A 22,216-nucleotide genomic window follows, 5' to 3' on the forward strand; every position below is an offset into this window, starting at 1 on the left:
CTATTCGACGTTGCGGAACAGCCGTCGCCTCATACGCTCATGGCGCCGGGGTGGCGCTGGTGGATGCTTGGGGCCGCCTGAGCATCTGCTCCATGACGGGGACGGGCAGCGCCGGGTGCTGGGCAGCTGTTTGTGCGGTGTCGTTGTCCCGCAGCAACCGGACCAGTACCCGTGCGGGCAGCTTCGGGTGCTGGGCGGCCGCGTGGCGTATGTGCTCGTGCGGGTCGTCGAGCAGTCGCACTGCCGACGCTGCCGTCAGTCGCGGATCGGTTGCGGCTCGGTGTCGTACTTCTTTGTTGCTGTCCCGGCTGAACCGTTCGACCAGCTCTGCTGTGGACTCCGGGTCGTCCAGGGCCAGTTGGCGCATTCGGGGGTTGGGGTCGTTAGCGTAGCGGAGGAGGTCGTGGCGGGGGAAGTTCGGGTGGCCGTGGGGGCGGTCGGGTGTGCTGAGGCTTCCGGTCCACCACTGCCAGACGCGCAGCAGCATGTCAGCGGGGGCGTCGTCGCAGGATTCCGCGAGGAAGAGCTGCACGACACGGTCCTCGTCCCGGGCGAGGAGTTCGACGACGTCCGGCGGCAGACGCCGGGCCCTGGCGACACTCCTGCGCACGAGGGGGTGGGAGGAGACGGCCAGGCGACGCATGGCGTTGTGATCGTCGTGCAGTTCCATGACCCAGTCGAGCGGGTAGTAATGAATACGCGGATCGAAGTCGATGCTGATGTCCGCTCGCTGCTCCTCGGTGAGATCAGGGCGTTTGGAGGCCTCGAAGCGGACCCTCTTGTCGGGGTCCTGGGCGAGGAGGAGGAACAGGTCCGGGTCCAGGTGGGGGTTGCTCGCGAGTGCGCGGCGCTGGGCTGGATCGATGTGACGGGCCAGTCGTTCGGCGAGGCCGCGCTCCAGGCGGCAGGTCTGCACCGCGCGGTCTTTGAGTTCCTCGGCGTCGAAGACCGACAGGGGCATCGGGTGGTCTTGGTGGTAGTGAAGAAGTGCTTCGATGCGGACCTTGCCGTAGGGGTCGCCGAGGAGAGCAAGCCGTGCCGTGCTGTCCAGATGCGGCCAGGCCCTCCGGCAGGCCGAGGCCCGTACGGACGGATCAACGTCAGCGGCCAGGGCGGTGAGCATCCGCACGGGCAGGCCTCGAAGGCGCGCTGTCTCTTCGCGGACGTGTGCGGACGGGTCCGTGGCGAGTCGCTCGTACGCGGTGTCGGTGAGCTCGGCGTGCCGGTCTGCCGCGAGCATGGTGAGCATCCACCGGTGCCGGGACTCCTGCTCGCCCAGGATCAGGCGGGTCCAATGCTCGGCCGTGATGTTCGGCTGGACTTCGGCCAGCAGCTGCCGCAGCTTCCGGTCCGGGTGGACCATAGCCGCTTCGACGACTGCAGTCGGCAGGCTCCGCCACATCAGGAAGTGGGACCGGCCAAGGAGATCGGCACGCAGGTCATCGGGTATGGCCGGGTTGAGGGCCAGCCCGTGCGCCCACATCTCGCACAGCCGTTCCGAAGGCCTCAGTCCTCCCAGCAGCGATGCCCAGGCGTCTGCGGTTTCCTGTGGGGTCATTTCCCGGGCGGCTTGCTGTGCGGCGGCCTCGTGCCGCTCTTTGACGCGGTCCACCGCGATGAGCCAGACCTCATACTCCTCGCTGGTCGCTCCCAGCAGCGTATTCCCGTCCGTCGAAAGCGTGACGAACTCCGGCCGCCCGGACCGCTCGCCCAGCACTCCGGCCAGGTCCCACTCGCTGGTGAGCCTCACCCGCGTCCAACGCCCGGGCGGGCAGCCCATCCCGTAGCCGGCGACGTCGATGAGGAACCCGCCGTCTTCACCAATGACTCCGCTCGCGGCCGCAAGCCGGTGCCATTGTGCGTTGATCTCGGCGACCAGGTCGGGCCTGTCTCCCCGGACGGCCACGGTCGGCTCGGCGTTGCCCACAATGCCCGGACGCCACGCGGCCGAGGGAGGTAGGACCTCCTCGGTTCGCCCGTCCCCCACCATCTCCAGCCCGGCACGCTGCAGCAACTCCACGAGCCTGTCTTTCCCACCTGTCATGAGAGCCCATCTTGCCGGAGCCGGTTCCGTGTCCTCCCAGCAGCTGGCGCTCGACGACACCTGTAGATCACCAACATCTGCGGCCTGTCGTCACTCGACTTCGTGAAGCAGAAGATCCAGGCTCTGTGGGCACGCTGCGCCCAGAACGATCCCATCTGATCTCGCTCGGCTGGTGCGCTACGGCGTGCTCAACAACTCGCAGGGCACGGGCAGCCACCACATCAAATGACCTGGCCAGGGCCCGCTGTCAGTGCCGCCTGGCACGCTACACACCCATACAGACACCATCCGTGACCGAGTGATCACTTCGAGTGTTGATGCTGGTTTCGCAAACGTTAAGGAAGTACGACTGTGACCGACATGCCCGAGGCGGTGCACCGCCTGGTGACCTCGGTGAGCGGCGCGTTCCGCGTGGTCGCCGATCACTCCTCGCCAGGGATCGGCCGGCCCCGCACCTGGGAGGTCGAGGATCGGCATGGCTGTAGGTGGTTCGCGAAGTACAACCCCGGGCCCAAGCTGTTCCGACGTGAGGTGGCGGCCTACGAGTCGGGCTGGGCCACGGCCCTGGGACCGGGCCGGGCCCCGCTCCTGGCCGCCCACGACGTGAATGCCCAGGCCCTCGTGGTCACGGCCGCCCCCGGCCGCCCGGTGCGCGAACAGCGGCTGGCGGCCGAGCAGGAACGCGAGGTCTACCGCCAGGCCGGGCAACTCCTCGCCCGCCTCACCACCGCCCCCGCCCCCGGCCGGCTTCCCGCGTCCAGCACGGTCGACTGGGATGCGGAGGTGGAGCAGATGCTCCGCTCTGCCCGGTTGTACGCGACACCGGAGGACCTGACGGTCCTGCACGCCCTGACCCGCGAGCGGCCCGCCAGCCTGCCGACGGTGGTATCGCACGGCGACTTCATGCCACGGAACTGGCTGTGGGATCCCGCCGAACAGGTAATGCGGATCATCGACTTCGAGCGCGCGGACATCCGACCCTCCGCCCAGCGCGATCTGCCCCGCCTCTCCTACCGCATCCTCTATAGCCGCCCCGATCTTGAGGCGTCGTTCTTCAACGGCCTCGGCCGGAAACTCTGCGAGGCCGAACAGCACGCAGTCACCGCGTACGGGGCGCTGGATGCGATGAGCCTGCTGCGCTATGGCCTGGAGCACCAAGACCTCGCCTCGGTGGACGAGGCCCACACCATGCTCCGCAATCTGCACACCGAGCACCTCCGCGCCGCGACCAGTGAAAGGGCCGGTGGGCGGCGTGACTGACGCGGCACGGCACCGTCCAGGAAGCACCAGCCACGGTGGTGCACCAGTGCAAGGGCCGGTGAACGGACACGTCTGCGGGCTGGCGGACGATCCCGGCTTCCAGGCCACGCTGTTCGTGGCGATCGACTTCGAGGGCACCACTCCCAAGGGCCATCCGCCGCAGCCAATCGAGGTCGCCGCCCTCGGACTCCGCCACACTCCTGGCCGGGGCCCGGTGCGCAGCGGCTTGGTGTACGAGTCGTTCATCAAACCGCCCTCGCACGCACCCGTCACCCCTACCGACACCTCGCAGACCGGCATCACCCCACACGACGTGGACGGCGCCCGGCCCGCGCCCGTCGTGCTTCGCACCCTCGACGAGGCGCTGCCGATGCCGCCGGTCCTGCTTGTCGCCCACCACGCACCGGTCGAAGCCGACATCCTCTTCCGGTACCGGACGGCTTGCCCCCGCCTGGCGCGTATCCCGGTGGTGGACACCCGCCTCCTGGCCAAGCACGTCCTGCCCGGCCTGACCTCGTACAGCCTCGACGCGCTCCTCGCCCATGAGGACATCCCACAACCACCCCGTCGCCACCGGGCGATGGACTACGTCACGGTCACCGCCGCGCTCTTCCACCGGCTCCTCACCCGTGCCGCCCGCCCCCGCGCCATCACGAGCCTCGACCACCTCGTACGTGTGGCCACCCGCACGCCCCGAGCGGCACAGCCCACCCAACTCGAACTGTCCTGACCGGCAAGGAGAAGTCAGTGCCCCCGCGCCACACCCCAACCAGCACCCAGGGATTACAGGGAGCAATAGCAGCCGGCTCCTTCACGGCCGAGGTAGCGCCGCCGCTGCCGCTGGTGCAGGCCAGTGGGCTTGTTCTCGACACCCGCGACCGCGTGCTGATCCTCACCCGCGCGCACAGCCCTCCCTCGGTATCCATCACGAGCTGCCCGGCCTCCTGATCACGCAAGCGGAGTCCCCCGGGCCAGGGACTGGCGCGCCGTCGGATCGAGGCATGCCTGACGGCGGTGCACCAACACACCGGGCCGCTGGAACTGCGCTACGGCAGCCCTTGGACCTAGCGCCACTTGAACTGCCGGTGACGTGCGACGTGTTGGAGACGGGGAGGGTTCGCTGACCGAAGCTGGGAAGACGAATGCCGAGGCAGCGGGGCAGGCCGAAGTACCGGACGATTAGCTGGCGTTCGCGTTCGCCGGGGACAAGCGGGCTAACAGTCTCGGGGGAAATTGAGCTTCGGGCGTGCCGGGCTGGCGGCTCGGCTGGTGGTGATCAGCGGGCGGCGTCGCGGACGAGGACGAGTTCGGTGCTCATCCGGTGGCGGGTGGCCGCTGCGCGGATCGGTCGGAGACCAGTGAGGCGATCGCGAGATGGGTCTCGGCGTAGGTATCGCGGCGTCCGGTGAATCGCCGCAAGGATGCCCGCTGGCGGAGCTCGGCGTTGGTGTGCTCCCCACAGATCCTTGCCGAGGACTGCCGCCGCCGTGTCTCGCGCCAAGCATGCTTGTCACCGTCGCACGCCTCGTCCTTGGGCTTCCTCGGCGGGGCGCTGACCTGGCCGGGGAACTCCTTGGCCAGTCCGAGGTAGCCGGAATCGACCTTCGCCTTCACGCCGGGACGGGTGCGGAACTGCTCGGCGATGCCTTCGGTGCGCACGGCGGTCTGGTCGTGCATCCAGCCCGGGCGGACCAGGCCGGACAGCAGCAGGCGGCCCTGACCGTCGCTGAACGTGGTGGTCTTGATGGTGTTCTGCTTGCGTTTGCCGGAGACAAACGCCAGGCGTCCGGGGCCGTCGGCCTGCGGGCTGCGGACCTGTGTCTCGGCCCCGTCGAGCCGCAGCTCAACGCCCTCCGCCTCGGCATAGGCGAAGACGTCCTCCAGGGTCTTCAGCCGCAGGCCGGGCCGGTCGGGCACGGCAAAACCACGGGCCGCCAGCAGCGGGCGGACCTGCCGGATGGCCGCGGAGACGGTGGAGCGATCCACCTCGAAGAGCTCGGCGAGCACCACGTGCGGCAACTGATGACGCAGATGGACCAGGGTGACCAGCAGCCGATCGAGGAAGACCAGCTTGGGCTTTCGGCCAGCAGCCTCTGCCCGCCGACGCTCCCCGCCCCGGGCTTCGCGAAGCGCGGACTGCCGCGCGGCCTCCCAGACAATGGCGAGCCCGGCGAGCAACTCGCCGAAATGTGTGTGAGACACCGGACAGCGCAGGATGGGAACGGGCCGCACGAGCCCAGGTCAGCTTCACAACTCACCCAACCCGTGCGGCCCTTCTCATCTCACGGCCCGACCGGGACAATCACCATGTCCGCCGAGGCCGTAAAACTGCTCGGTCTGAATCGCGTCTGCCGGGACCTCGAAGGCGATCTGCCGTCAGATCACGACGCCACTTCGAGCTGTCCGATCAGATCGTGGGTCAGCTCCATGAGGCGCTGGCGAGCCTCGTTGTCATATGCCTGGTCGTGCGCGCTAGCGTCCGTGAATTGGTCGAAGTAGCGGCCAGTGGTGGTTTCCAGATCCGGGTCGGTGATCAGCCGCACGGTTGGCCGTACACCCTCATCGATGCTTGTCGCCGGAGTGAGCCCGTATTGACGTACACCGTTAGTGTCCATCAGATGGGCCGGGTGGAGGGCGTTCACAGTGACGCCGGTGCCGTCGAGTTCTGCTGCCAGCTCGAAGCTCGCCATGATCATCGCGAGCTTGCTCCTGCAGTAGGCGCGCAGTCCCTCATAGCCCCGCTCCAACATGACGTCGTCGAAGTCGATGGTGTCCTGCCCAATCGAGGCCACATTCACCACGCGGGCGGGTGCGGATGTGATGAGCAGCGGTAGTAGAGCGCGGGTGAGGGCATACGGGGCGAGGTGGTTCACAGCGAACCGCAGCTCGTGGCCCTGCCTGCTCAGCTCCCTCTGCAGGGGCTCAGAGCCGCCACCGGCAACAGCGTTGTTGACCAGTGCGTCGAGCCGGGACTCCGCCGCACGCACCTGGGCGGCCATCGCGTGCACATGCTCGAGGTCGGCCAGATCCGCGAGGTAGGTGCGAACTGCGGCCTCCGGAGCAGTGGCGCGGACCTCATCTGCAACTGCATCGAGGCGGGTGCGGTCGCGGCCGTGGAGCAGGACGGTCTCGCCGCGTGCGGCAAGGTCGAGTGCAATACCACGGCCCAGCCCCTGGGTCGCGCCGGTAATCAAGATGGTGCGTCGCTTCATGACCGCAATCCTGGCGGACGTGGTGCAGGACTCGGGAGTGTGTGCTGAGCCTGGTGTTGCCACCACCAGCCGGGGCTTCTCCAACGCCGTTGGCGAAGAGGGCGCTACCGAACAGTTGCCATACCGCCTGCCATAGCAGCGAACTCGTGCTGGTCCGGCGATCCGCCTGCTGATCACCGACCATCCGAACCGTCAGGACCCCTGCCTCAATTTCCGCCACGGCCGTAAGAGGTCGCGCAGACAGGCCCCATGAGCCCCCCGCTGCCGCTCGGGGCAGGACGGCCGAGTCCTATAGATTCGATCACATCCCGTTGGAGGACGGGCCCAGACCTACGCGTGAGGGAATTCGCATGGCCGCCATCCATCGCACCACCATGACGCCCACCAAACTGGAGCTTCTCACCGGCTGGCTGCCGAAGCAGAGCTGGTACGTGGGCAACGCAGAAACGCCGGAACTGGTCAAGGCCGGTGGGTTCCGTTTGGACGATCCCGAGGGCGCGGTCGGGATCGAGTTCATGGTCGTGGTGGACGCCACCGCGCACGAGCTGGTGGCGTATCTGGTGCCGATGGGCTACCGCGATGCGGCGCTGGAGGGCGTCCCCGGCGAGGCGCTGATCGGCACGTCTGAGCACGGGGTGCTCGGCACCCGGTGGATCTACGATGGCGTCCACGACCCGGTCGTGATGGCGCAGTTCCGCGCGCTCCTGCGCGGCGAGGCGATACCGCAGCACCAGAGCAAGAGCGACACCCCTGACCCGACGGTCACCGTGCACGGAACTGGCCCTGACGACGGGCTCGACGTTCAGGTCAACCGTGTCCTGCAGCCGACGGAGACCACGCAGAGGTCGTCGGTTCGCCTTGTCGCCGGGTGGACCTGGCCGGACGGAACCGCTGCGCGGGGCGTACTCGCGGCCATCGCACTGCGGTAGCGCGCGCTCGGGCGCGCCGAGGACGGAGTTGCGCGGGTGAGCGCGTTGATCGCCGAGCTCGGCGCTGGAGGGGCCGGACGCGGCGGAGTTGCTGCGCGTGGCCGAGGAGGTGCGTGCGCGGCTGTGATGATGCGGCGCCCGGCATCCCGGGGTGCGTTTTTCGACTGCGGACCGTGCGTGGCTGGTCGCGCGGTTCCCCGCGCCCCTCACCCCGCCAAATCGGGGCGTGGGGAACGGGATTTCCAAGAAGGGCGGCACCGCGCGGGACTTCAGAGGGGCGCGGCACCGCGTGACGTCTCCGCTAGAAGTTCTTCGCTCCCGCCCTGATCGCCTCGCGGATGCGGTGGTAGGTGCCGCAGCGGCAGATGTTCCGGATTTCGTCGAAGTCCGCGTCGCCGATCTCGTGACCGGCGGCGCGGGCCTGGCGGACCTTGGCCACGGCGGCCATGATCTGGCCGGGCTGGCAGTAGCCGCACTGGGCCACGTCGTACTCCAGCCAGGCCTCCTGCATCGGGTGCAGGTCCTTGCCGACTGTGGCGGGCAGGCCCTCGATGGTGGTGACCTCGTCCGTCGGGTGGATGTCCTTGACCGGCACGGAACAGGGATTGAACGCCTTGCCGTTGATGTGGCTGGTGCAGGCCTGGCAGACGCCGAGGCCGCAACCATACTTCGGTCCGGTCACGCCCAGGACGTCGCGCAGCACCCAGAGCAGCCGTACGTCGTCCTCGACGTCCACCGAGACCGGCTTTCCGTTGAGGATGAAGGTGTGCAGAGGCACGGATGCTCCTAGTAGGCGCGGCCGAGGCCGTCGGTGGGGGATGCGGGGATCGGGGGGACGGTCGGCAGCGGTTCGAAGCCGAGCGGGCCGTCGTGGTTGATGGGGAAGGTGGTCGGCATGGTGCCGGTGGCTCGGCCGTAGGCGCAGGCGACCGCCGCCATCGCGCCCGCGACGGCCAACTCACCCGCGCCGCCCGGCTTTTCGCCGGTCGGTGGCATCACGATGATGTCCAGCTCGGGCGGGGTGTTCCACTGACGGGTGTAGAAGTAGTTGTCCCAGCTACCTTCGAGGAAGTGGCCGTCCTCGTGGTGGAGGCCGGAGCTGAGGGTGACGGCGATGCCGTCCATGATCCCGCCCATCATCTGGGCTTCCAGACCGCGCGGGTTGACGGCCAGGCCCACATCGACCGCGCACACGACCCGGGTGACACGCGGGCCGGTGTAGGCGTCGGGGATCTGCCTCCCCGTCGTCTCCGGGCGGCAGTCGATCTCGGCGAGGACCGCGACGAACCCGTGGTACTCGGGGTGGACGGCGATGCCCTGCGCGGTGCCCGCCGGCATCTCCCGGCCCCACTCGCCGACCTGCGCGACCTTGTCGAGCACGGCCCGCGCCCGGTCCTCCTTGAGGAACTGGCGGCGGAACCGGTACGCGTCCTTGCCCATCTTCGCCGCGAGCTGGTCGACGACGAGCTCCTGGGCGCACCGCACATTGGGCGAGTAGATGTTGCGCATGCTGCCGGTGTTGAAGCCCTTGTCCACCTCGCCGAGCAGCTGGGTGGTCGCGCCGAAGTGGTACGGGCTCTGCTGGGTGAGCTCGAAGATCGTCTCGGAGAAGGCGAGATCGCCCACGGGCAGCTTCGCCGCCATCGAGGTGATGATCTCGCCGAGCCCGTGCCCGAAGTCGGTGGCCACGGAGGTGTGCCGCTGCTCGTACGAGAGGACCTCGCCCAGCGCGTACGTGGCCCGGACCCGGGAGGTGGACATCGGGTGGGTGCGGCCCTGGCGGAAGTCGTCCGTGCGATGCCACATCAGCTTGACGGGCTTGCTCATCGCCTGCGATATCCGGGCCGCCTCGATCGCCGCGTCGAAGAAGAGCTTGCGGCCGAACGAGCCGCCGCCCTCGGTGACATGGACCTTGACGGCCGACAGCGGCAGACCGAGTGTGAGCGCGATCCTCTCCTGGGCGACGATTGGGGTCTTCAGGGAGGCCCAGATCTCGGCGCGGTCGCTCCTGACGTCCGCGATCGCACAGTTGGGCTCCAGGGCGCTGTTGCTGGCGAAGTGGAAGGTGAAGCGCGCGTCCACCGACTTGACCAGAGGGTCCAACCCCGGGATCACCAGCGGGAGTTCGGCGTTGCGCAGCTCCTTCAGGACGGTGGCGTCGGATGCCCCGTCCGCGGTGCCGGGGCCCCAGGACACGCGCAGCGCCCGTACGGCGTCGATGCATTGACCGAAGGTCCGCCCGCGCACGGCGACGCCGGTGGGGACGGTGACGACATGGGTGATGCCGGGCATCGCGAGGACGTCGGCCCGGTTGTCGACCGACCGTACCGTTCCGTTGATCGTCGGCGGGCGGCACACCATCGTCGGCAACGCGTCCGCGACCTGCACGTCCATCGCGAACTGTTTGCGGCCAGTGACCGCGGCGAGCGCGTCGATCCGGCCGCGCGGGGTGCCGATGACACCGAACTGCGCGGGTTTCTTCAGCGTGACCGCGAGCTGGAGGGTGGTCCGGCTCGCGGCCTTCGCCGCCAGCTCGCCGTAGGTCGCAGCTTTCCCACGCGGTGAAGTGACCACGCCCGCACGGGTGGTGAGCGTCGAGGGGGCCTCACCGAACTGCGCGGCCGCGGCCTCCAGGAGCCTGGCCCGGGCGGTCGCCGCGGCCACCCGGATCGGAGTGAAGGTGGAGATCGTGGTGTTCGACGCGCCGGTCATCTGGTTGAACAGGAGTTCCGGCCGCGCGTCCGCCAGCGAGACCTTCACCTTGTCCAGCGGCAGGTCCAGTTCCTCCGCGATCAGCATCGCGGAGGAGGTGGTGATGCCCTGGCCCACCTCCGCGCGCGGCAGGACGAAGGAGGCGGTGCCGTCCGCCTCTACCTGGATAGTGATCAGGTTTGCGGTCGGCAGCGCGGCGTCCGTGAGCATGTCGTTGAGGTCGTAGATCTCGGACGGTCCGGGGAGCGACGGAACCGCCGCCTGTGCCCGTGCGGGCGCGACGGCCGACTCACCGATCTGCGCGGCCACCGTCAGCGTCGAGGCCGCGAGCACATATCCCAGAAACCGCCGCCGCCCCACTTCATGGACAGTGACCTCGTCCGCACGCTCCGGTCGATCCGACGCTGCCATCAACTGCCCTTTCGTCCAACTGCGCATCCGCGCCGGGTCAGCGTCACATATTTCTCACCAGTAACACCAGACAGGAAACAGGACGTCAGCAGAACGTGGATGAGCCGGACACGGATCAGCCGGACATGACCGTCGTTCACACTCGTGAGACCGACGGCCGGGAACTGGTCAAGGACTGGGGAAGCCGTGCTCTTGGCTGCGGGTCAGGGACTCGTCACGCAGGCGGGATTGGGCACCGAGCAGCGATGACGGCATGGCGAACGCAAGGCAGGCACGAGCCTGAGTGGTCATGGAGTTCTTGACGCTCAGTGATCACCCGGAGGGCTCGTGCCTGCGGTCCCATCGTGCCTTTGGGAACCCTTGTGGGACCAATTCGCCGCTCTGCTGCCCGTGCGGAACGGATACGCCGAGAGCCATCCGCTGGGTTGTCGGCGACGGGTTCCAGACCGGACCGTCTTCGAGTACATCGTGCTCGCGCTGGTCCACGGCTCCGGCTACGAACGGATCGCTGGCGCCGGATGCTCCGACCGGACCCTCCGGCGCCGCGTCAAGCAGTGGGCTGAACTGGGGATGTCCGAGAAGGTCCATTCCCTTGCACTCGATGCCTACGACCGCATGATCGGCTTCGGGCTGAGCGAGATCTCGGTGGACGGCTGCATCACCAAGGCCCCGTCCGATGGGGACAAGGCCGGGCGCTCCCCGGCGGACCGGGGCACGCAGAGGCTGAAACGCTCCGTCGCGTCGGATGCCTGTGGTGTCCCGCCCGGGATCGTCTCCGACGGGGCCGACCGGCACGATTCACCCCTGCTCGGCCCCGCTCCGGACGCGGCACAGGCACAGGTCGGCGCGATGGCGGAGACCGTCGACGTCAGCCTCGACCGCGGCTACGGCAGCGCCAAGTCCCGGCTGCTGACAGCCGGGTTGGGCTTGACTGCCGAGATCGCACGCAGGGGCGTGCCCGTCCCGGTCCAAGCCGGAAACGCTGGGTGGTAGAGCGCACTCAGTGCGCCACGAGGCGCTCTGTTGTATTCCCGGCTGAGCCGGGAGGAACTCGGAAGGAGGTTCCTGGGCCAATGACTTACCCAAGGCCGAAAGGTGAAGGGGACAATAGCATGTCAGAAAACCGGTGACCGTGCCCAGTTGTCAGGGACGGTGTGCAGGGTGGCCCGCGCGATATGGCGAAGACTGAATTGTTTGAAGCCCAATCCCCAGCAGATGCAAGTTCCCATCCGCCGGAAAGACAGCTGAAACCGGCGCCGCGCTCTGCACCAGGATTCGTTTTGGTGGCCGGTGCACCTCCGGAGTGCGGGGCGATGTCCAGCGAGGGCATTCAAGGGGATGAGTGGGACGCCTACGTCGCGCTGTGACGTACAGCAGAGACGAACGTGGGATCGCCTACGGGACGTGAGTCCTAGGGCGACGGAGGCCCCGTAGTAGTCGTCGGAGTAGCGCCCGGCCAGGGAGGGCGGGAAAGCCGTCCGCAGGGCGAAGGGGGCCAGGTGGTTCGGACACCCGAGACTCGGGAGGTATGCGAAATGCAGAGCGCCACAACGGTGCTGGGTGTCCTGCGTGAACGCGGCAGGCGGGGCCTGCCGTGCAGTGAGCTGTTTCGGCAGATGTTCAACCCGCAGTTGTATCTGCTGGCCTACGGACGGACCTACGCCAACCATGGCGCGATGACGCCCGGGGTCACGCCGGAAACTGTGGACGGTATGTCACAGCGGAAAATCGGCCGGATCATTGAAGCGATGCGTCACGAGCGTTATCGCTTCCATCCAGTCCGGCGCATCAATATCCCGAAGAAGAACGGGAAAATGCGCCCGCTGGGCATCACGACCTGGTCGGACAAACTCGTCGGCGAAGTAGTCCGTCTCCTACTGGAGGCCTATTACGAGCCGACGTTCTCCGGCCGCTCTCATGGGTTCCGGCCCAGGCGTGGCTGCCATACCGCATTGCGCGAGGTGGTCAACACCTGGACCGGAACGGCCTGGTTCATTGAGGCCGACGTCTCCGACTGTTTCGGCAGCCTGGACCATCAGGTCCTCCTGTCGATTCTTAGTGAGAAGATCCATGACCAGCGGTTTCTGCGGCTGGTGCGGAACATGCTGACAGCCGGATACTTGGAGGGCTGGAAGTGGGGTGCGACGCTTTCCGGAGCACCGCAAGGCGGAGAAGCGTCCCCGATCCTGTCCAACATCTACCTGCACAAGTTGGACGAGTTCGTAGAAACAGTACTGATTCCGGAGTACACCCGAGGGGAACGTCGGGCCCGTAACCCGGCGTATTTGGAGTTGCAGAATCTGCTGGCGCAAGCACGCCGGCGCGGTGACCGAGCCCAGGCCCGGACGCTGCGTCAACGGATGACCAGCCTGCCAAGCTCGGATCCGAATGATCCGTGCTACCGGAGACTGCGATACATCCGCTACGCGGACGATCAACTCCTCGGTTTCGCCGGACCGAAAGCCGAGGCCGAGCAGATCAAGCAGCACCTGGCGGCGTTCCTGCGTGACGAACTCAAGCTGGAGCTCTCCCAGGAGAAGACGCTGATCACTCATGCCCGTACCCGGGCAGCACGGTTCCTCGGCTACGAGATCACGGTCCAGCACAACGACACGAAGAAGACCGGCCGATACCGACGGGTCAACGGTCAGATCGCACTGCGTGTCCCGCGTGACGTGATCAAAGCCAAGTGCGTGCCCTATCTCGCCCGCGGAAAGCCCGCGAAGCGAAAGGACCTTGTCAACAGCAACGACCACGCGATCGTTGCCACGTTCGGGGTTGTTTACCGGGGCATCGTCCAGTACTACCTGTTTGCCGGGGATGTTGCCCGGCTGCACCGCCTGCGATGGGTCATGGAGACATCCATGCTCAAGACTCTCGCGGCAAAGCACCGTTCGTCCGTGCCGAAGATGGCAGCCAAGCATAAGGCCAGAATCGACACGGAACAGGGACCCCGCGTCTGTTTCGAGGCCCGTATCGAGCGGAAGAACAGGAAACCGCTGGTGGCACGGTTCGGAGGAATTCCCCTCTATCGACAGCGGTCGGCGAAGATAGTGGATCGTCGGCCGGTCTGGGTGGACTATCCGCACAAGGAGCTGGTCACACGGCTCTTAGCGGACACCTGTGAGATCTGTGGGGCCACAGGTGATGTCACGGTGCATCACATCCGCGCCCTTGCCGATCTCGCTCACGCCGGATGGCCGCCGTCTGACTGGGCGCGCGTCATGCTCGACCGGCGCCGCAAAACGGTTGTGGCCTGCGATTCCTGCCACGACCACATCCATGAAGCACAAGCGGCCAGATCATTCACGCCGTGATCACTGGAGAGCCGGATGATCGGGGAAACCATCAAGTCCGGTTCGGCCGGAGGCCGTGAGGAAAAGGACCTGCTACCGCAGACACCTCGCCTTGCGGCCGACCCAACCTCGTGGATGAACGGCTAGGTCCTGTCCGGCGGATCATGTGACTGCTTCGGATTCGACTCGTTGGCATGTTCATGGGGCGGGGAGATCTCACGGACGACGAATGGGCACGGCTGCGTCCGCACCTGCCGAAGTCTGGCCAGCGGGGCGGGCGTTGGGCGAGCCATCGCAGGGTGATCAACGGGATCCTCTTCCGGCAGCGCACCGGGGTGCCGTGGCGGGATCTGCCTGCGCGTTTCGGCAAGTGGAAGACCGTGTATGAGCGACACAGACGCTGGTCGGCGGACGGCACGTGGGACACGGTCTTCGCGGCCGTCCTGGCCGACGCCGACGCGGAAGGCCGTATCGACTGGTCCATGGTGAGTGTGGACTCCACCTCCTGCCGGGCCCACCAGCATGCCGCCGGAGCGCGCAGGAGGCCCCCGCGGGTGCCGGGAAAAGACGCACGCCTCGGCAGCACCGTCCCGACGAGGGGCTCGGACGATCCCGGGGCGGTCTCACCTGCAAGATTCATCTCGCCGGAGAGGGCGGGTGCCGTCCGCTGGCCCTGGTGATCACTCCGGGCCAGTGGGGCGATGCCCCGCAGCTCATCCCCGTCATGGAACGTATCCGCGTTGGCCGCCTCGGCGGCGGGCGTCCCCGCACCCGACCGGATCATCTCGGCGGTGACAAGACATCCCACGCGGATAAGAGTCAAGCCGCAGCGGCGGAACATTCGTCCTGCGGCTGGATCGGGAATGCCTTGAGCTCGTCGTAGAGCTGGCCGTGCTGGAGGCAGTAGAAGAGCATGCCCATGAAGCGGTTGAAGAGATTGCGTTGTGCCGCGACGTGCCGGTCGCCGACTTCCCTGCGGTGGTCGTAATGGGCCCTGGCGCCTGCTGACTTGGTGAGCGAGACGAAGGCCCACACGTAGCCAGCGGCCGCCAGCCTCTGATTCTTTATCCTCCGGCTCATGACCGTGCGGCTCTTACCACTTGCCCGAGTGACTGGGGCACTTCCGGCGTATGCCTTGAGCGAGTCGGCGCTCGCAAATCGGGCTCGGTCATCGCCTATCTCCGCCAGGACGCGGGCACCGGTTAAGGATCCGAGACCTGGAAAGCTACGGATGACCGGTGCATCAGGGTGTTCTTCAAATGCGGCAGCCGTAGATTTCTCAAGCTGATCCGCGTTGAGACAAGCGGTGTTGAGCTGTCTCAGCAGAGCAGACGTCTGCTGACCAAAAGCTGCTTCCACCTGCGGAAGCTGGTGGAGATAGTCACGCTGGAACACTTTATGGAGCCTGTCGGCTTCAGCCTCGATGCCGCGTACTCGGCCGGCCTTCTTGAGTAATGACTGCAACCGACGCCGCGTGAGTGTTGCGGCGATGGTCGGTGTCGGGGCTGCGGCAAGGATACTCCGGGCTTCCCGTGCGCATAGGCCGTGCTTGTGTGTGGCGAACGCGTTCAGGATGGCCGGGTAGAACTCGTGCAGCTGGGAGCGGAGCTTGTTGCTGGCCTGACCGCGAGCCCAGACGGCATCCTGTTGTGCTCGGGCAAGCACCGCGATGGCCTGCACGAGCTCGGAGTCCGCAGGCAACGGCCGATGAGCAGCCATGTCGGTCCGCAGGATGTTCGCCAACACCGCGGCGTCGATGGCGTCGGACTTCCTCCGGGCCACAGAGTGACGATCCCGGTAGCGGGCAACCGCCAGCGGGTTGATCGCGTAAACGGGGCGACCGGTGGCCCGCAGGCACGCGACGAGAAGTCCACGGGACGTCTCGATCGCAACGGGTATCGGGGTGTCAGCGCGGTCGCCGTGCTCGCCCAGCCGAGCAATCAACTGAGCAAATCCCTCTGCATCATCATTGATCCGCAGCTTGGCGAGTTGTTTCCCACCGGCATCGACCAGCGCGATGTCGTGGTGATCTTCGGCCCAGTCCACCCCGCAGAAGACGGGCGCCGGTAACGTAGTGACCTCCATGTACCTCTCCTCTGCCGTGGCTCGTTTCTAGTCTCAAGCCTGTGCAGGGTGCGCGTGCTCCCTAATGGAAGTGCTCAAGGCACGTCATCCCACCAGCCGTTCGCAACCCCAGCAAGCCGTGCGGCCCTCGGTCTGCTTCAGAGCTAAGGCTCCGGCAATGGTGAGAGGTGATCCACGAGGCCAGCTCGGACTGCGAATAGTCAATCGCGTTGCAGACGGGCCATGAGCACAGTGACGGAACGTGCTCTCAACCGTCACCAGCGGTACCACTCGGGCACGCTTGCCGATACTCCTCTGCCTCACCTTGAACGAACACTGCTGGGCGCGGAAGCGACCTCGTCTTGTCAATAGGACTCGAAGGTCCGGGCATACTCAAAGGCTCGCCCCGCGCCCCGAAGGACGGCGAGACCATCACCCAAGAACTGGGCTCAGTACCGACCTTCGGGTCCCATTAGGCGTACTCCTCGCGCCGTAACCGCCACTACCTGCGGCGACGTCAGATCAAACACACCATCCCCGAACCGGGCAACCAGCGGGCCAACCGAGAGCGCCGCGGCAGTCGCGGCGGCCGACCCACCGGCTTCGACAAGACGATCTACAAGCGAAGGAATGAAGTTGAGCGGACGATCAACGTCCTCAAGAACTTCCGGGCCGTAGCCACGAGGTTCGACAAGCGTGCCTATGTCTTCCAGGGCACCGTGACTGTCGTAGCGATCCGGCTCTGGCTTCGTGGGTAGATCCATTATCCCCGTGCGGGGAGGTGCCTGTCACCGTTCTCCGGAATGATCTTTACGCCCGATTTGCTCCTTTAGGCTTGCGAGCAACGAGCACAACACACTGATCTAACCTGGGAGTTGAGAGTGGCGCACGACGTTGCCGCGCTGGCCGTGGAGCTTGCGGACATGGCTGCAGCCGATCACCAGTCCGCGCGAACAGCGATGACCCTGCCGAGCAGTTGGCCTGGCGGCGGCTGACCGCCGTGCACGGTGACCGGCTGGGCGAGATCATGGACGACTACGGCTGGCCGACGGCAGAACTGGTCGGCGAGGAGGCCGCACGCGCAGCATGGCTGATCGCCCAGCACGCCGACCGGCAACTCGATGTTCAGCGGCGCGCCCTCCATCTGATGCAGCAGGCGGTGTCGTCAGGCTCAGCCAGCCCGCGCGAGCTGGCGTTCCTGCGCGACCGCACGCTGGTCAATGAGGGCCGCAAGCAGGTCTACGGCACTCAAATCGCCGGCGTGAAGGACGGGGCACCGATTCCGTGGCCCTGTGAAGAGCCCGAGCACATGAACGAACTCCGTGCAGAAGTCGGCATCGAGCCCTTCGACGAGTACGTTGCTAAGTTCTCCCTGGCCTGACGCGCTGTTCCCCGTCGCGTGCTGCGGATCACTGCCCGGGGCTCACCTGCCGCAGGCATTGATCCGCCGGACAGGACCTAGGGAAAGCTCCGTCGCTGTACCGAGAGGAGCGGTGAGGTCGTGGACTTCTCCCTCTGCCTCGCCGCCACTCTCGTCACGCTCCGCATGCTCATCCGACGCTCGACGAGCCGCTACCGCCGGGACGGCCGCCCCACCACCCGACGCCTCAAGCGATCCATTTGCCCGTCGGTCTTAATCGAGTGCGAGAGTCCCGGTCCGGGTGATACAAGGTCTGCGTGACTGAGCATCCCTACTTCCCCACCCTGCTGCGGATGATTGACGAGCGGTCCGTCGCGTTCCGCGCCGCCGTCGCCGCGGCCCCCGGCCTCGACGCCGACGTCCCGTCCTGCCCGGGCTGGACGCTGTACGACCTGGCGAACCACCTCAGTGAGGGGGACCGCTTCTGGGCCTACATCGTGCTGAACACCACGCCGGGCGACGAGCGGCCGAGCAAGGACGGGCTGGCGGCGCCCAGGGAGCGCGAGGCCCTCATAACATGGCTGGCCGACTCGACCGAGCAGTTGCTTACTGCTCTGCGCGAGGCCGGCCCGGACCGGGGCTGCTGGGCCTGGTGGGAGCCGCTGGCCTCGCCGCACACGGTGGCCGCCGTGGCCCGCCGCCGCGTCCCGGAGTCGCTGATCCACACCTACGACGCCCAGCTGGCCTCCGGTACCCCGCAGGAGCTGCCGACGACCGAGGCGGTCGACGCCATCGAGGAGTTCCTCGCCACCGTCTGCACCGTCACGGTCCCGTGGCCGGGCGAGCCCGCCACCATGGACTACCACGCAGCCGAGGCTGGCTCCTGGCGCCAGACGGTGGACGCCGCCGGTTCCCGCTTCACCCGCCTCACCGCGGCGGAGGCCGCCGAGAGCAAGTCCACCGCCGCCATCTACGGCACGGCGAGCGAGATGGCCCTGCTCATGTACATGCGCATCCCGGCCGGCTCGCTACGGATGGAGGGCGACGCCGACCTGCTCCAGCAGCTGCAGGACTGGGGCTAAAGACCGACGGGCAAATGGATCGCTTGAGGCGTCACAACCCTGCCAGGTCGCGCCGATGGCCCGCAGCTCTTCGTGTTTCGGCAGGTCAGCCGGGCGTCGGGAGGGGACTGTTGGGCTTCTGTTCCGTGGGTCGTCAGGCTGTGTTCGCGAGGGGCGGGCTTCCGGCGGACGCAGGTACCGCCGCCTCGGGCGGAAGGGCCGCCTCAGACCCCGAGCAGCCCCCGGCCCAGCCAGTCCGAGGAGTCCTTCACGCCCGGCAGCGCGAAGAAGTAGCCGCCGCCGGTCGGGGAGATGTAGTCGACCAGTGGCTCGTCGATGAGTCGCTCCTGGGTCGCCTCGAACTGCCTCTTCACATCCTGCTGGTAGCTGCAGAAGACGAGACCCATGTCGAGGTTGCCGACGTTGTCCATGCCCCGGTCGTAGTTGTAACCCCGGCGCAGAATACGGGTGTTGTCGGTCTGGGGGGTCCTGGGGTTGGCGAGGCGGATGTGCGCGTCCATCGGGATCGCGTTGCCCTTCGGGTCCTTGGCGTAGTTGGGGCTGTCGGTCTCGACCGCGCCGTCCAGCGGGGCGCCGGTGTCCTTGCGGCGGCCGAACATCTTCTCCTGCTCGGTGAGCGAGACCCGGTCCCAGAACTCGACGAGCATACGGATGACGCGAATGACCTGGTAGCTGCCGCCGACCGCCCAGGACGGCTCGCCCAGCGTGTCGCCGACCCAGATCAGCCGGTCGGTCTCGCGCGCGGACTTCACGTCCGGGTTGACGATGCCGTCCTTGAAGCCGAGCAGGTTGCGCTGTGCGCCGGTGGGGCGCGGCGCGTTCTGGAAGCCGTCGATGCGCCACTTGATCTGCATGGCACCGCGGGTGTGCCGGGCGATGTCGCGCAGCGCGTGCAGGACCACGTCCTGGCGGGCGCCGCAGATCTGGAGCGAGAGGTCGCCGTGGCATTCGGCGGGCTTCAGGTTGTCGTTGGGGAAGGTCCGCATGGGCGTGAGGCGGACCGGCTTGGCCTTGGCGAGTCCGTACCGGTCGTCGAAGAGCGAGGCGCCGACGCCGACCGTGACGGTCAGTTCGTCGGCGGGGACTTCCGGGCCGAGGATGCCGTTGTCGGACGGCGGCGCGCCGACGCCGAGGTCGGCGGGGGTGCCGCCCGCGGTGAGGAAGCGGGCCCGTTCGGTGATGGTGCGCAGCAGGTCGGCGAGGCCCTTGCGGCTGTCGGCGATGACGTCGAGGGACACGAAGGTGGCGGCCGCGGGCTGCGCGGTGAGGATGCCGGCCTGGTGGGCGCCGTGGAAGGGCACCTTCCCCGCGTCGGCGGTGCCGGCCGCTTGCGCCTCGCCGCTCCCGGCCTGGCTCAGCGCGAATCCCCCGCCGGCCAGGACGGCACCGGCCGCGCCCGCGCCCAGGGCCGTCTTGACGAACGAGCGCCGTCCGGCGGGGCAACCGCCTTGCGGGGCAGGAGTTTCGGCGGGCATGTAGGGGTTCCCTTCGGGGCGTGCGGCAGATCGTTCGGCGGGCATCAGGCGGACTTCCGGATCTCCAGGAGGTCCGGCACCGGGGCCAGGTCCTCCAGGAGCTGGCCGGTCGCGCCGTTCAGCCGGGCGCGGCTGATGGCGTCCAGCTTGTCGACGGGCGTCCAGCTCTGGCCGTGGTGGGCCGAGTCGAGCAGTTTCTGTACGCGGTCGATGTCGGCGTCGACCCCGGGGAGCAGCTGCGCGTCGCGGGAGGCGAGCAACGGGCGCAGTACGCCAAGGAGTTCACGCGTTCCGGCGAGATTGGCGTCGGCGGTCGCGAGGGTGGTTCCGCTGCCCTGGTCGGCGTCGCCGGTCAGCTCGAACTGGAGGGTGTTCTCCAGGATCTCGTGCGTACGCAGCGGCAGGTCGGCCGGGTCGAAGTCCTGGGTGGGGAAGGCTTTTTGAAGGCCCGTCACATCCTCGGCGAGGCGGGCGGCGGGCGCGGCGAGGTCGCTTGCCGACTGGCCGTGCCACAGGCCGTACTCGACCCGGTGGAAGCCCGTGAAGTCCTTGTCGGTCACGCCGTCCGGGAGCCCTGCGGTGCGCCCGTTGATCTTCTTGTCGAAGTCCTGGAAGGTGCCGTAGGCGGCGCCGAGCGAGGCGTACGTGCGGTGCGCGGTGAGCCAGTCGGTGCGCGCGGCGTCGAGGTTGCCCCCCGCTATGTCGTCGCTGAGCTGCTTGGTCTGGGCGACCAGGGTGGTCAGGCCCTGGTTCACGTACTGCTTGTACGAGGTGAGGGGTGCGGCCAGGTCGGCCTCGGAGACCGGCACGACCGCCTTGCCCGCGGCGCCGCCGCTGACGCGTACGGACGCGGAGGTCACGGCCTTGCCGCCGGTGGGCACGCAGCGCCAGGCGTAGGAGCCGCCCGCGACGGTGGCGACCAGGTCGCGGGTGGTGCCGGGGGCCAGGCCCTCGATCTCGCCGTACACCGCGTTGCTCGCGGGGTCGATGAGGTAGACCTCGGAGGCCTTGTCGCCGGTGTTGTGCATCTGGAAGGTCTGGCGGCCGGGCTTCGGCGCGGTGAATCCCTTGCCGCACTCCTTCTCGGACACGGCGACGGTCTGCGCGTCGGCAGGCTTGGACCCGCCGAAGGCGACGACCGCACCCGCGACGACGGCGGGGACGGCGACGACGGCGGCCGGGATCACCCAGGCGGGACGGCGCCGCGCGGGCGCCGCGGGCTCGGCGGGCTTCCCGTCGGCGGCCGGCTCCGCAGGCTTCTCGGCGGGCCCGCCTTCAGCGGCCGGTTCAGGGGACTTGGCCGACTCCGCAGGCTTGGCGGGCTTCACCGCAGCCGTTCGCACCCCGCGCACGAACAGCGTCATCACCACGCCGAGGTAGCCGGCATAGGCGACGACCTGGAGCCACGTCATCGTCGGCGTCAGGTTGAACACGCCCTGGACGAGGGTGCTGTACCAGGCGCCCGGGTCGATGCTCTGGCCCAGGTCCACGGCGTACGCGGTCTTGCCGGGCAGCACCCCGCCTTCCTGGAGGTCGCGCAGGCCGTAGCCGAGCACTCCGGCGGCGATGACGATGAGGACGGCGCCGGTGACGGTGAAGAACTTGGTGAGGTTGATCTTCAGGACCCGCCGGTACAGGCCCCAGCAGAGCCCGGCGGCGATGACGATGCCGACCCCGGCGCCGATCATCGGGCCCGCGGACTCGCCGGCCGCGCGGGCCGTGGTCCACAGGAACAGGGCGGTCTCCAGGCCCTCGCGGCCCACCGCGAGGAACGAGGTGACGACGAGCATGCCCGCGCCCATGGCGAGCGCTCCGGTGACCTTCTCCTTGATCTCGCCGGAGAGGCTGCGCGCGGAGCGGCGCATCCAGAACACCATCGCCGTGACGAACGCGACGGCGATCACACTGAGCGTGCCGCCGAACGCCTCCTGGGCGGTCCCGGACATGCTGGCGGCGCTGAAGGTGAGCACCGCGCCGAAGCTCATCGCCAGGGCGACCGCCGCGAGTACGCCCGTCCACACCTGCGGCAGGCGGGACTTGGCCCCCGCGCGCACGAGCGTGGCGACCAGGATCGAGACGATCAGCCCTGCCTCAAGCCCCTCCCTCAAACCGATCAAGAAGCTTGGAAACGCGTCGTCCCACATGCCGTTCTCCCCAGCCCTGCAAAGGCGTGCCTCGCCTCAGTTAGCGAAGGCATACCTTAACCGCCGAGTCCCTGAGCCGTCTACACGGGTGTAGTCAAGGGGTTCCCAAGAGGGCGGGCCGACCGAAGCCAGCACCCCCTCCCCGGTGACCCACAGGTCGATCGTCTACAGTCCCGTAGACATTCACCTGGCGGTGATCACCGCCGGGTCGGACTCATTGGCCCAAC

Annotated in this window: 13 protein-coding genes and 5 pseudogenes; 10 read left to right on the forward strand and 8 right to left on the reverse strand. The window is 67.8% G+C overall.

Annotated features, from left to right (window positions below):
- Window positions 1-37: 37 nt before the first annotated feature.
- Window positions 38-2,044, reverse strand: coding sequence for a PE-PGRS family protein (locus ACSHXC_RS02585; RefSeq protein WP_438289945.1), 2,007 nt, complete (start codon window positions 2,042-2,044; stop codon window positions 38-40).
- Between the two features lie 360 nt (window positions 2,045-2,404).
- Here ACSHXC_RS02585 and ACSHXC_RS02590 point away from each other — a divergent pair, with 360 nt between their 5' ends.
- Together ACSHXC_RS02590 and ACSHXC_RS02595 are read left to right on the forward strand one after the other, a co-directional pair.
- Window positions 2,405-3,304 carry an aminoglycoside phosphotransferase family protein gene (locus tag ACSHXC_RS02590; protein ID WP_438296407.1) on the forward strand — a complete coding sequence of 300 codons (900 nt, stop codon included), beginning with the start codon at window positions 2,405-2,407 and terminating at the stop codon, window positions 3,302-3,304.
- 58 nt (window positions 3,305-3,362) lie between these two features.
- Window positions 3,363-4,034, forward strand: coding sequence for a 3'-5' exonuclease (locus ACSHXC_RS02595; RefSeq protein WP_438289946.1), 672 nt, complete (start codon window positions 3,363-3,365; stop codon window positions 4,032-4,034).
- A gap of 584 nt (window positions 4,035-4,618) precedes the next feature.
- Here ACSHXC_RS02595 and ACSHXC_RS02600 read toward each other — a convergent pair.
- Together ACSHXC_RS02600 and ACSHXC_RS02605 are read right to left on the reverse strand one after the other, a co-directional pair.
- Complete coding sequence (locus ACSHXC_RS02600) at window positions 4,619-5,506, reverse strand: transposase family protein (protein WP_438289947.1); 888 nt, start codon at window positions 5,504-5,506, stop codon at window positions 4,619-4,621.
- 179 nt (window positions 5,507-5,685) lie between these two features.
- Window positions 5,686-6,516: an SDR family NAD(P)-dependent oxidoreductase gene (locus ACSHXC_RS02605; RefSeq protein ID WP_438289948.1), complete on the reverse strand. Its 831-nt coding sequence runs from the start codon at window positions 6,514-6,516 to the stop codon at window positions 5,686-5,688.
- Window positions 6,517-6,866: 350 nt separating this feature from the next.
- Here ACSHXC_RS02605 and ACSHXC_RS02610 point away from each other — a divergent pair, with 350 nt between their 5' ends.
- Complete coding sequence (locus ACSHXC_RS02610) at window positions 6,867-7,445, forward strand: maltokinase N-terminal cap-like domain-containing protein (RefSeq protein WP_438289949.1); 579 nt, start codon at window positions 6,867-6,869, stop codon at window positions 7,443-7,445.
- A 301-nt stretch (window positions 7,446-7,746) separates the two neighbouring features.
- On the opposite strand, the gene ACSHXC_RS02615 is transcribed toward ACSHXC_RS02610, so the two are convergent.
- Both ACSHXC_RS02615 and ACSHXC_RS02620 read right to left on the reverse strand, forming a co-directional pair.
- On the reverse strand, window positions 7,747-8,223 hold the full coding sequence (locus ACSHXC_RS02615; protein ID WP_053729047.1) for a (2Fe-2S)-binding protein: 477 nt from the start codon (window positions 8,221-8,223) through the stop codon (window positions 7,747-7,749).
- 8 nt (window positions 8,224-8,231) lie between these two features.
- On the reverse strand, window positions 8,232-10,568 hold the full coding sequence (locus ACSHXC_RS02620; protein WP_438289950.1) for a molybdopterin cofactor-binding domain-containing protein: 2,337 nt from the start codon (window positions 10,566-10,568) through the stop codon (window positions 8,232-8,234).
- A gap of 327 nt (window positions 10,569-10,895) precedes the next feature.
- Here ACSHXC_RS02620 and ACSHXC_RS02625 point away from each other — a divergent pair.
- The 3 genes and pseudogenes from ACSHXC_RS02625 to ACSHXC_RS02635 form a co-directional block, all read left to right on the forward strand.
- Window positions 10,896-11,569, forward strand: a pseudogene (locus ACSHXC_RS02625) (transposase); the annotation flags it as partial.
- 534 nt (window positions 11,570-12,103) lie between these two features.
- Window positions 12,104-13,885: a reverse transcriptase domain-containing protein gene (locus ACSHXC_RS02630; RefSeq protein ID WP_438289951.1), complete on the forward strand. Its 1,782-nt coding sequence runs from the start codon at window positions 12,104-12,106 to the stop codon at window positions 13,883-13,885.
- Between the two features lie 179 nt (window positions 13,886-14,064).
- A pseudogene (locus ACSHXC_RS02635) lies at window positions 14,065-14,663 on the forward strand (IS5 family transposase); the annotation flags it as partial.
- A 20-nt stretch (window positions 14,664-14,683) separates the two neighbouring features.
- Here the strand turns inward: ACSHXC_RS02635 and ACSHXC_RS02640 are convergent.
- Window positions 14,684-15,949: an IS110 family transposase gene (locus tag ACSHXC_RS02640; RefSeq protein WP_438289952.1), complete on the reverse strand. Its 1,266-nt coding sequence runs from the start codon at window positions 15,947-15,949 to the stop codon at window positions 14,684-14,686.
- A 455-nt stretch (window positions 15,950-16,404) separates the two neighbouring features.
- Here ACSHXC_RS02640 and ACSHXC_RS02645 point away from each other — a divergent pair.
- The 4 genes and pseudogenes from ACSHXC_RS02645 to ACSHXC_RS02660 form a co-directional block, all read left to right on the forward strand.
- Window positions 16,405-16,686: pseudogene (locus ACSHXC_RS02645) on the forward strand (IS5/IS1182 family transposase); the annotation flags it as partial.
- Window positions 16,687-16,809: 123 nt separating this feature from the next.
- Window positions 16,810-17,309, forward strand: a pseudogene (locus tag ACSHXC_RS02650) (DUF6624 domain-containing protein).
- Between the two features lie 81 nt (window positions 17,310-17,390).
- Window positions 17,391-17,540: pseudogene (locus tag ACSHXC_RS02655) on the forward strand (IS5/IS1182 family transposase); the annotation flags it as partial.
- A 65-nt stretch (window positions 17,541-17,605) separates the two neighbouring features.
- Window positions 17,606-18,370: a maleylpyruvate isomerase family mycothiol-dependent enzyme gene (locus ACSHXC_RS02660; RefSeq protein WP_438289953.1), complete on the forward strand. Its 765-nt coding sequence runs from the start codon at window positions 17,606-17,608 to the stop codon at window positions 18,368-18,370.
- Window positions 18,371-18,573: 203 nt separating this feature from the next.
- On the opposite strand, the gene efeB is transcribed toward ACSHXC_RS02660, so the two are convergent.
- Both efeB and efeU read right to left on the reverse strand, forming a co-directional pair.
- Entirely contained in the window at window positions 18,574-19,845 is a 1,272-nt protein-coding gene (efeB, locus tag ACSHXC_RS02665) for an iron uptake transporter deferrochelatase/peroxidase subunit (protein ID WP_438289954.1), read from the reverse strand.
- Between the two features lie 44 nt (window positions 19,846-19,889).
- The gene (gene efeU / locus ACSHXC_RS02670; RefSeq protein WP_438289955.1) at window positions 19,890-21,989 is read right to left on the reverse strand and encodes an iron uptake transporter permease EfeU; all 2,100 of its coding nucleotides are present in this window, start codon (window positions 21,987-21,989) and stop codon (window positions 19,890-19,892) included.
- Window positions 21,990-22,216: the final 227 nt, after the last annotated feature.

Origin of the sequence: Streptomyces sp. HUAS TT7 (assembly GCF_051550175.1) — a bacterium.
Classification (GTDB): domain Bacteria; phylum Actinomycetota; class Actinomycetes; order Streptomycetales; family Streptomycetaceae; genus Streptomyces.

Coding starts and splice junctions, on each gene's coding strand:
- ACSHXC_RS02585 (WP_438289945.1), bottom strand. CDS start 2,044: ATGACAGGTGGGAAAGACAGGCTCGTGGAGTTGCTGCAGCGTGCCGGG.
- ACSHXC_RS02590 (WP_438296407.1), top strand. CDS start 2,405: ATGCCCGAGGCGGTGCACCGCCTGGTGACCTCGGTGAGCGGCGCGTTC.
- ACSHXC_RS02605 (WP_438289948.1), bottom strand. CDS start 6,516: ATGAAGCGACGCACCATCTTGATTACCGGCGCGACCCAGGGGCTGGGC.
- ACSHXC_RS02610 (WP_438289949.1), top strand. CDS start 6,867: ATGGCCGCCATCCATCGCACCACCATGACGCCCACCAAACTGGAGCTT.
- ACSHXC_RS02620 (WP_438289950.1), bottom strand. CDS start 10,568: ATGGCAGCGTCGGATCGACCGGAGCGTGCGGACGAGGTCACTGTCCAT.
- ACSHXC_RS02630 (WP_438289951.1), top strand. CDS start 12,104: ATGCAGAGCGCCACAACGGTGCTGGGTGTCCTGCGTGAACGCGGCAGG.
- ACSHXC_RS02640 (WP_438289952.1), bottom strand. CDS start 15,949: ATGGAGGTCACTACGTTACCGGCGCCCGTCTTCTGCGGGGTGGACTGG.
- efeB (WP_438289954.1), bottom strand. CDS start 19,845: ATGCCCGCCGAAACTCCTGCCCCGCAAGGCGGTTGCCCCGCCGGACGG.
- efeU (WP_438289955.1), bottom strand. CDS start 21,989: ATGTGGGACGACGCGTTTCCAAGCTTCTTGATCGGTTTGAGGGAGGGG.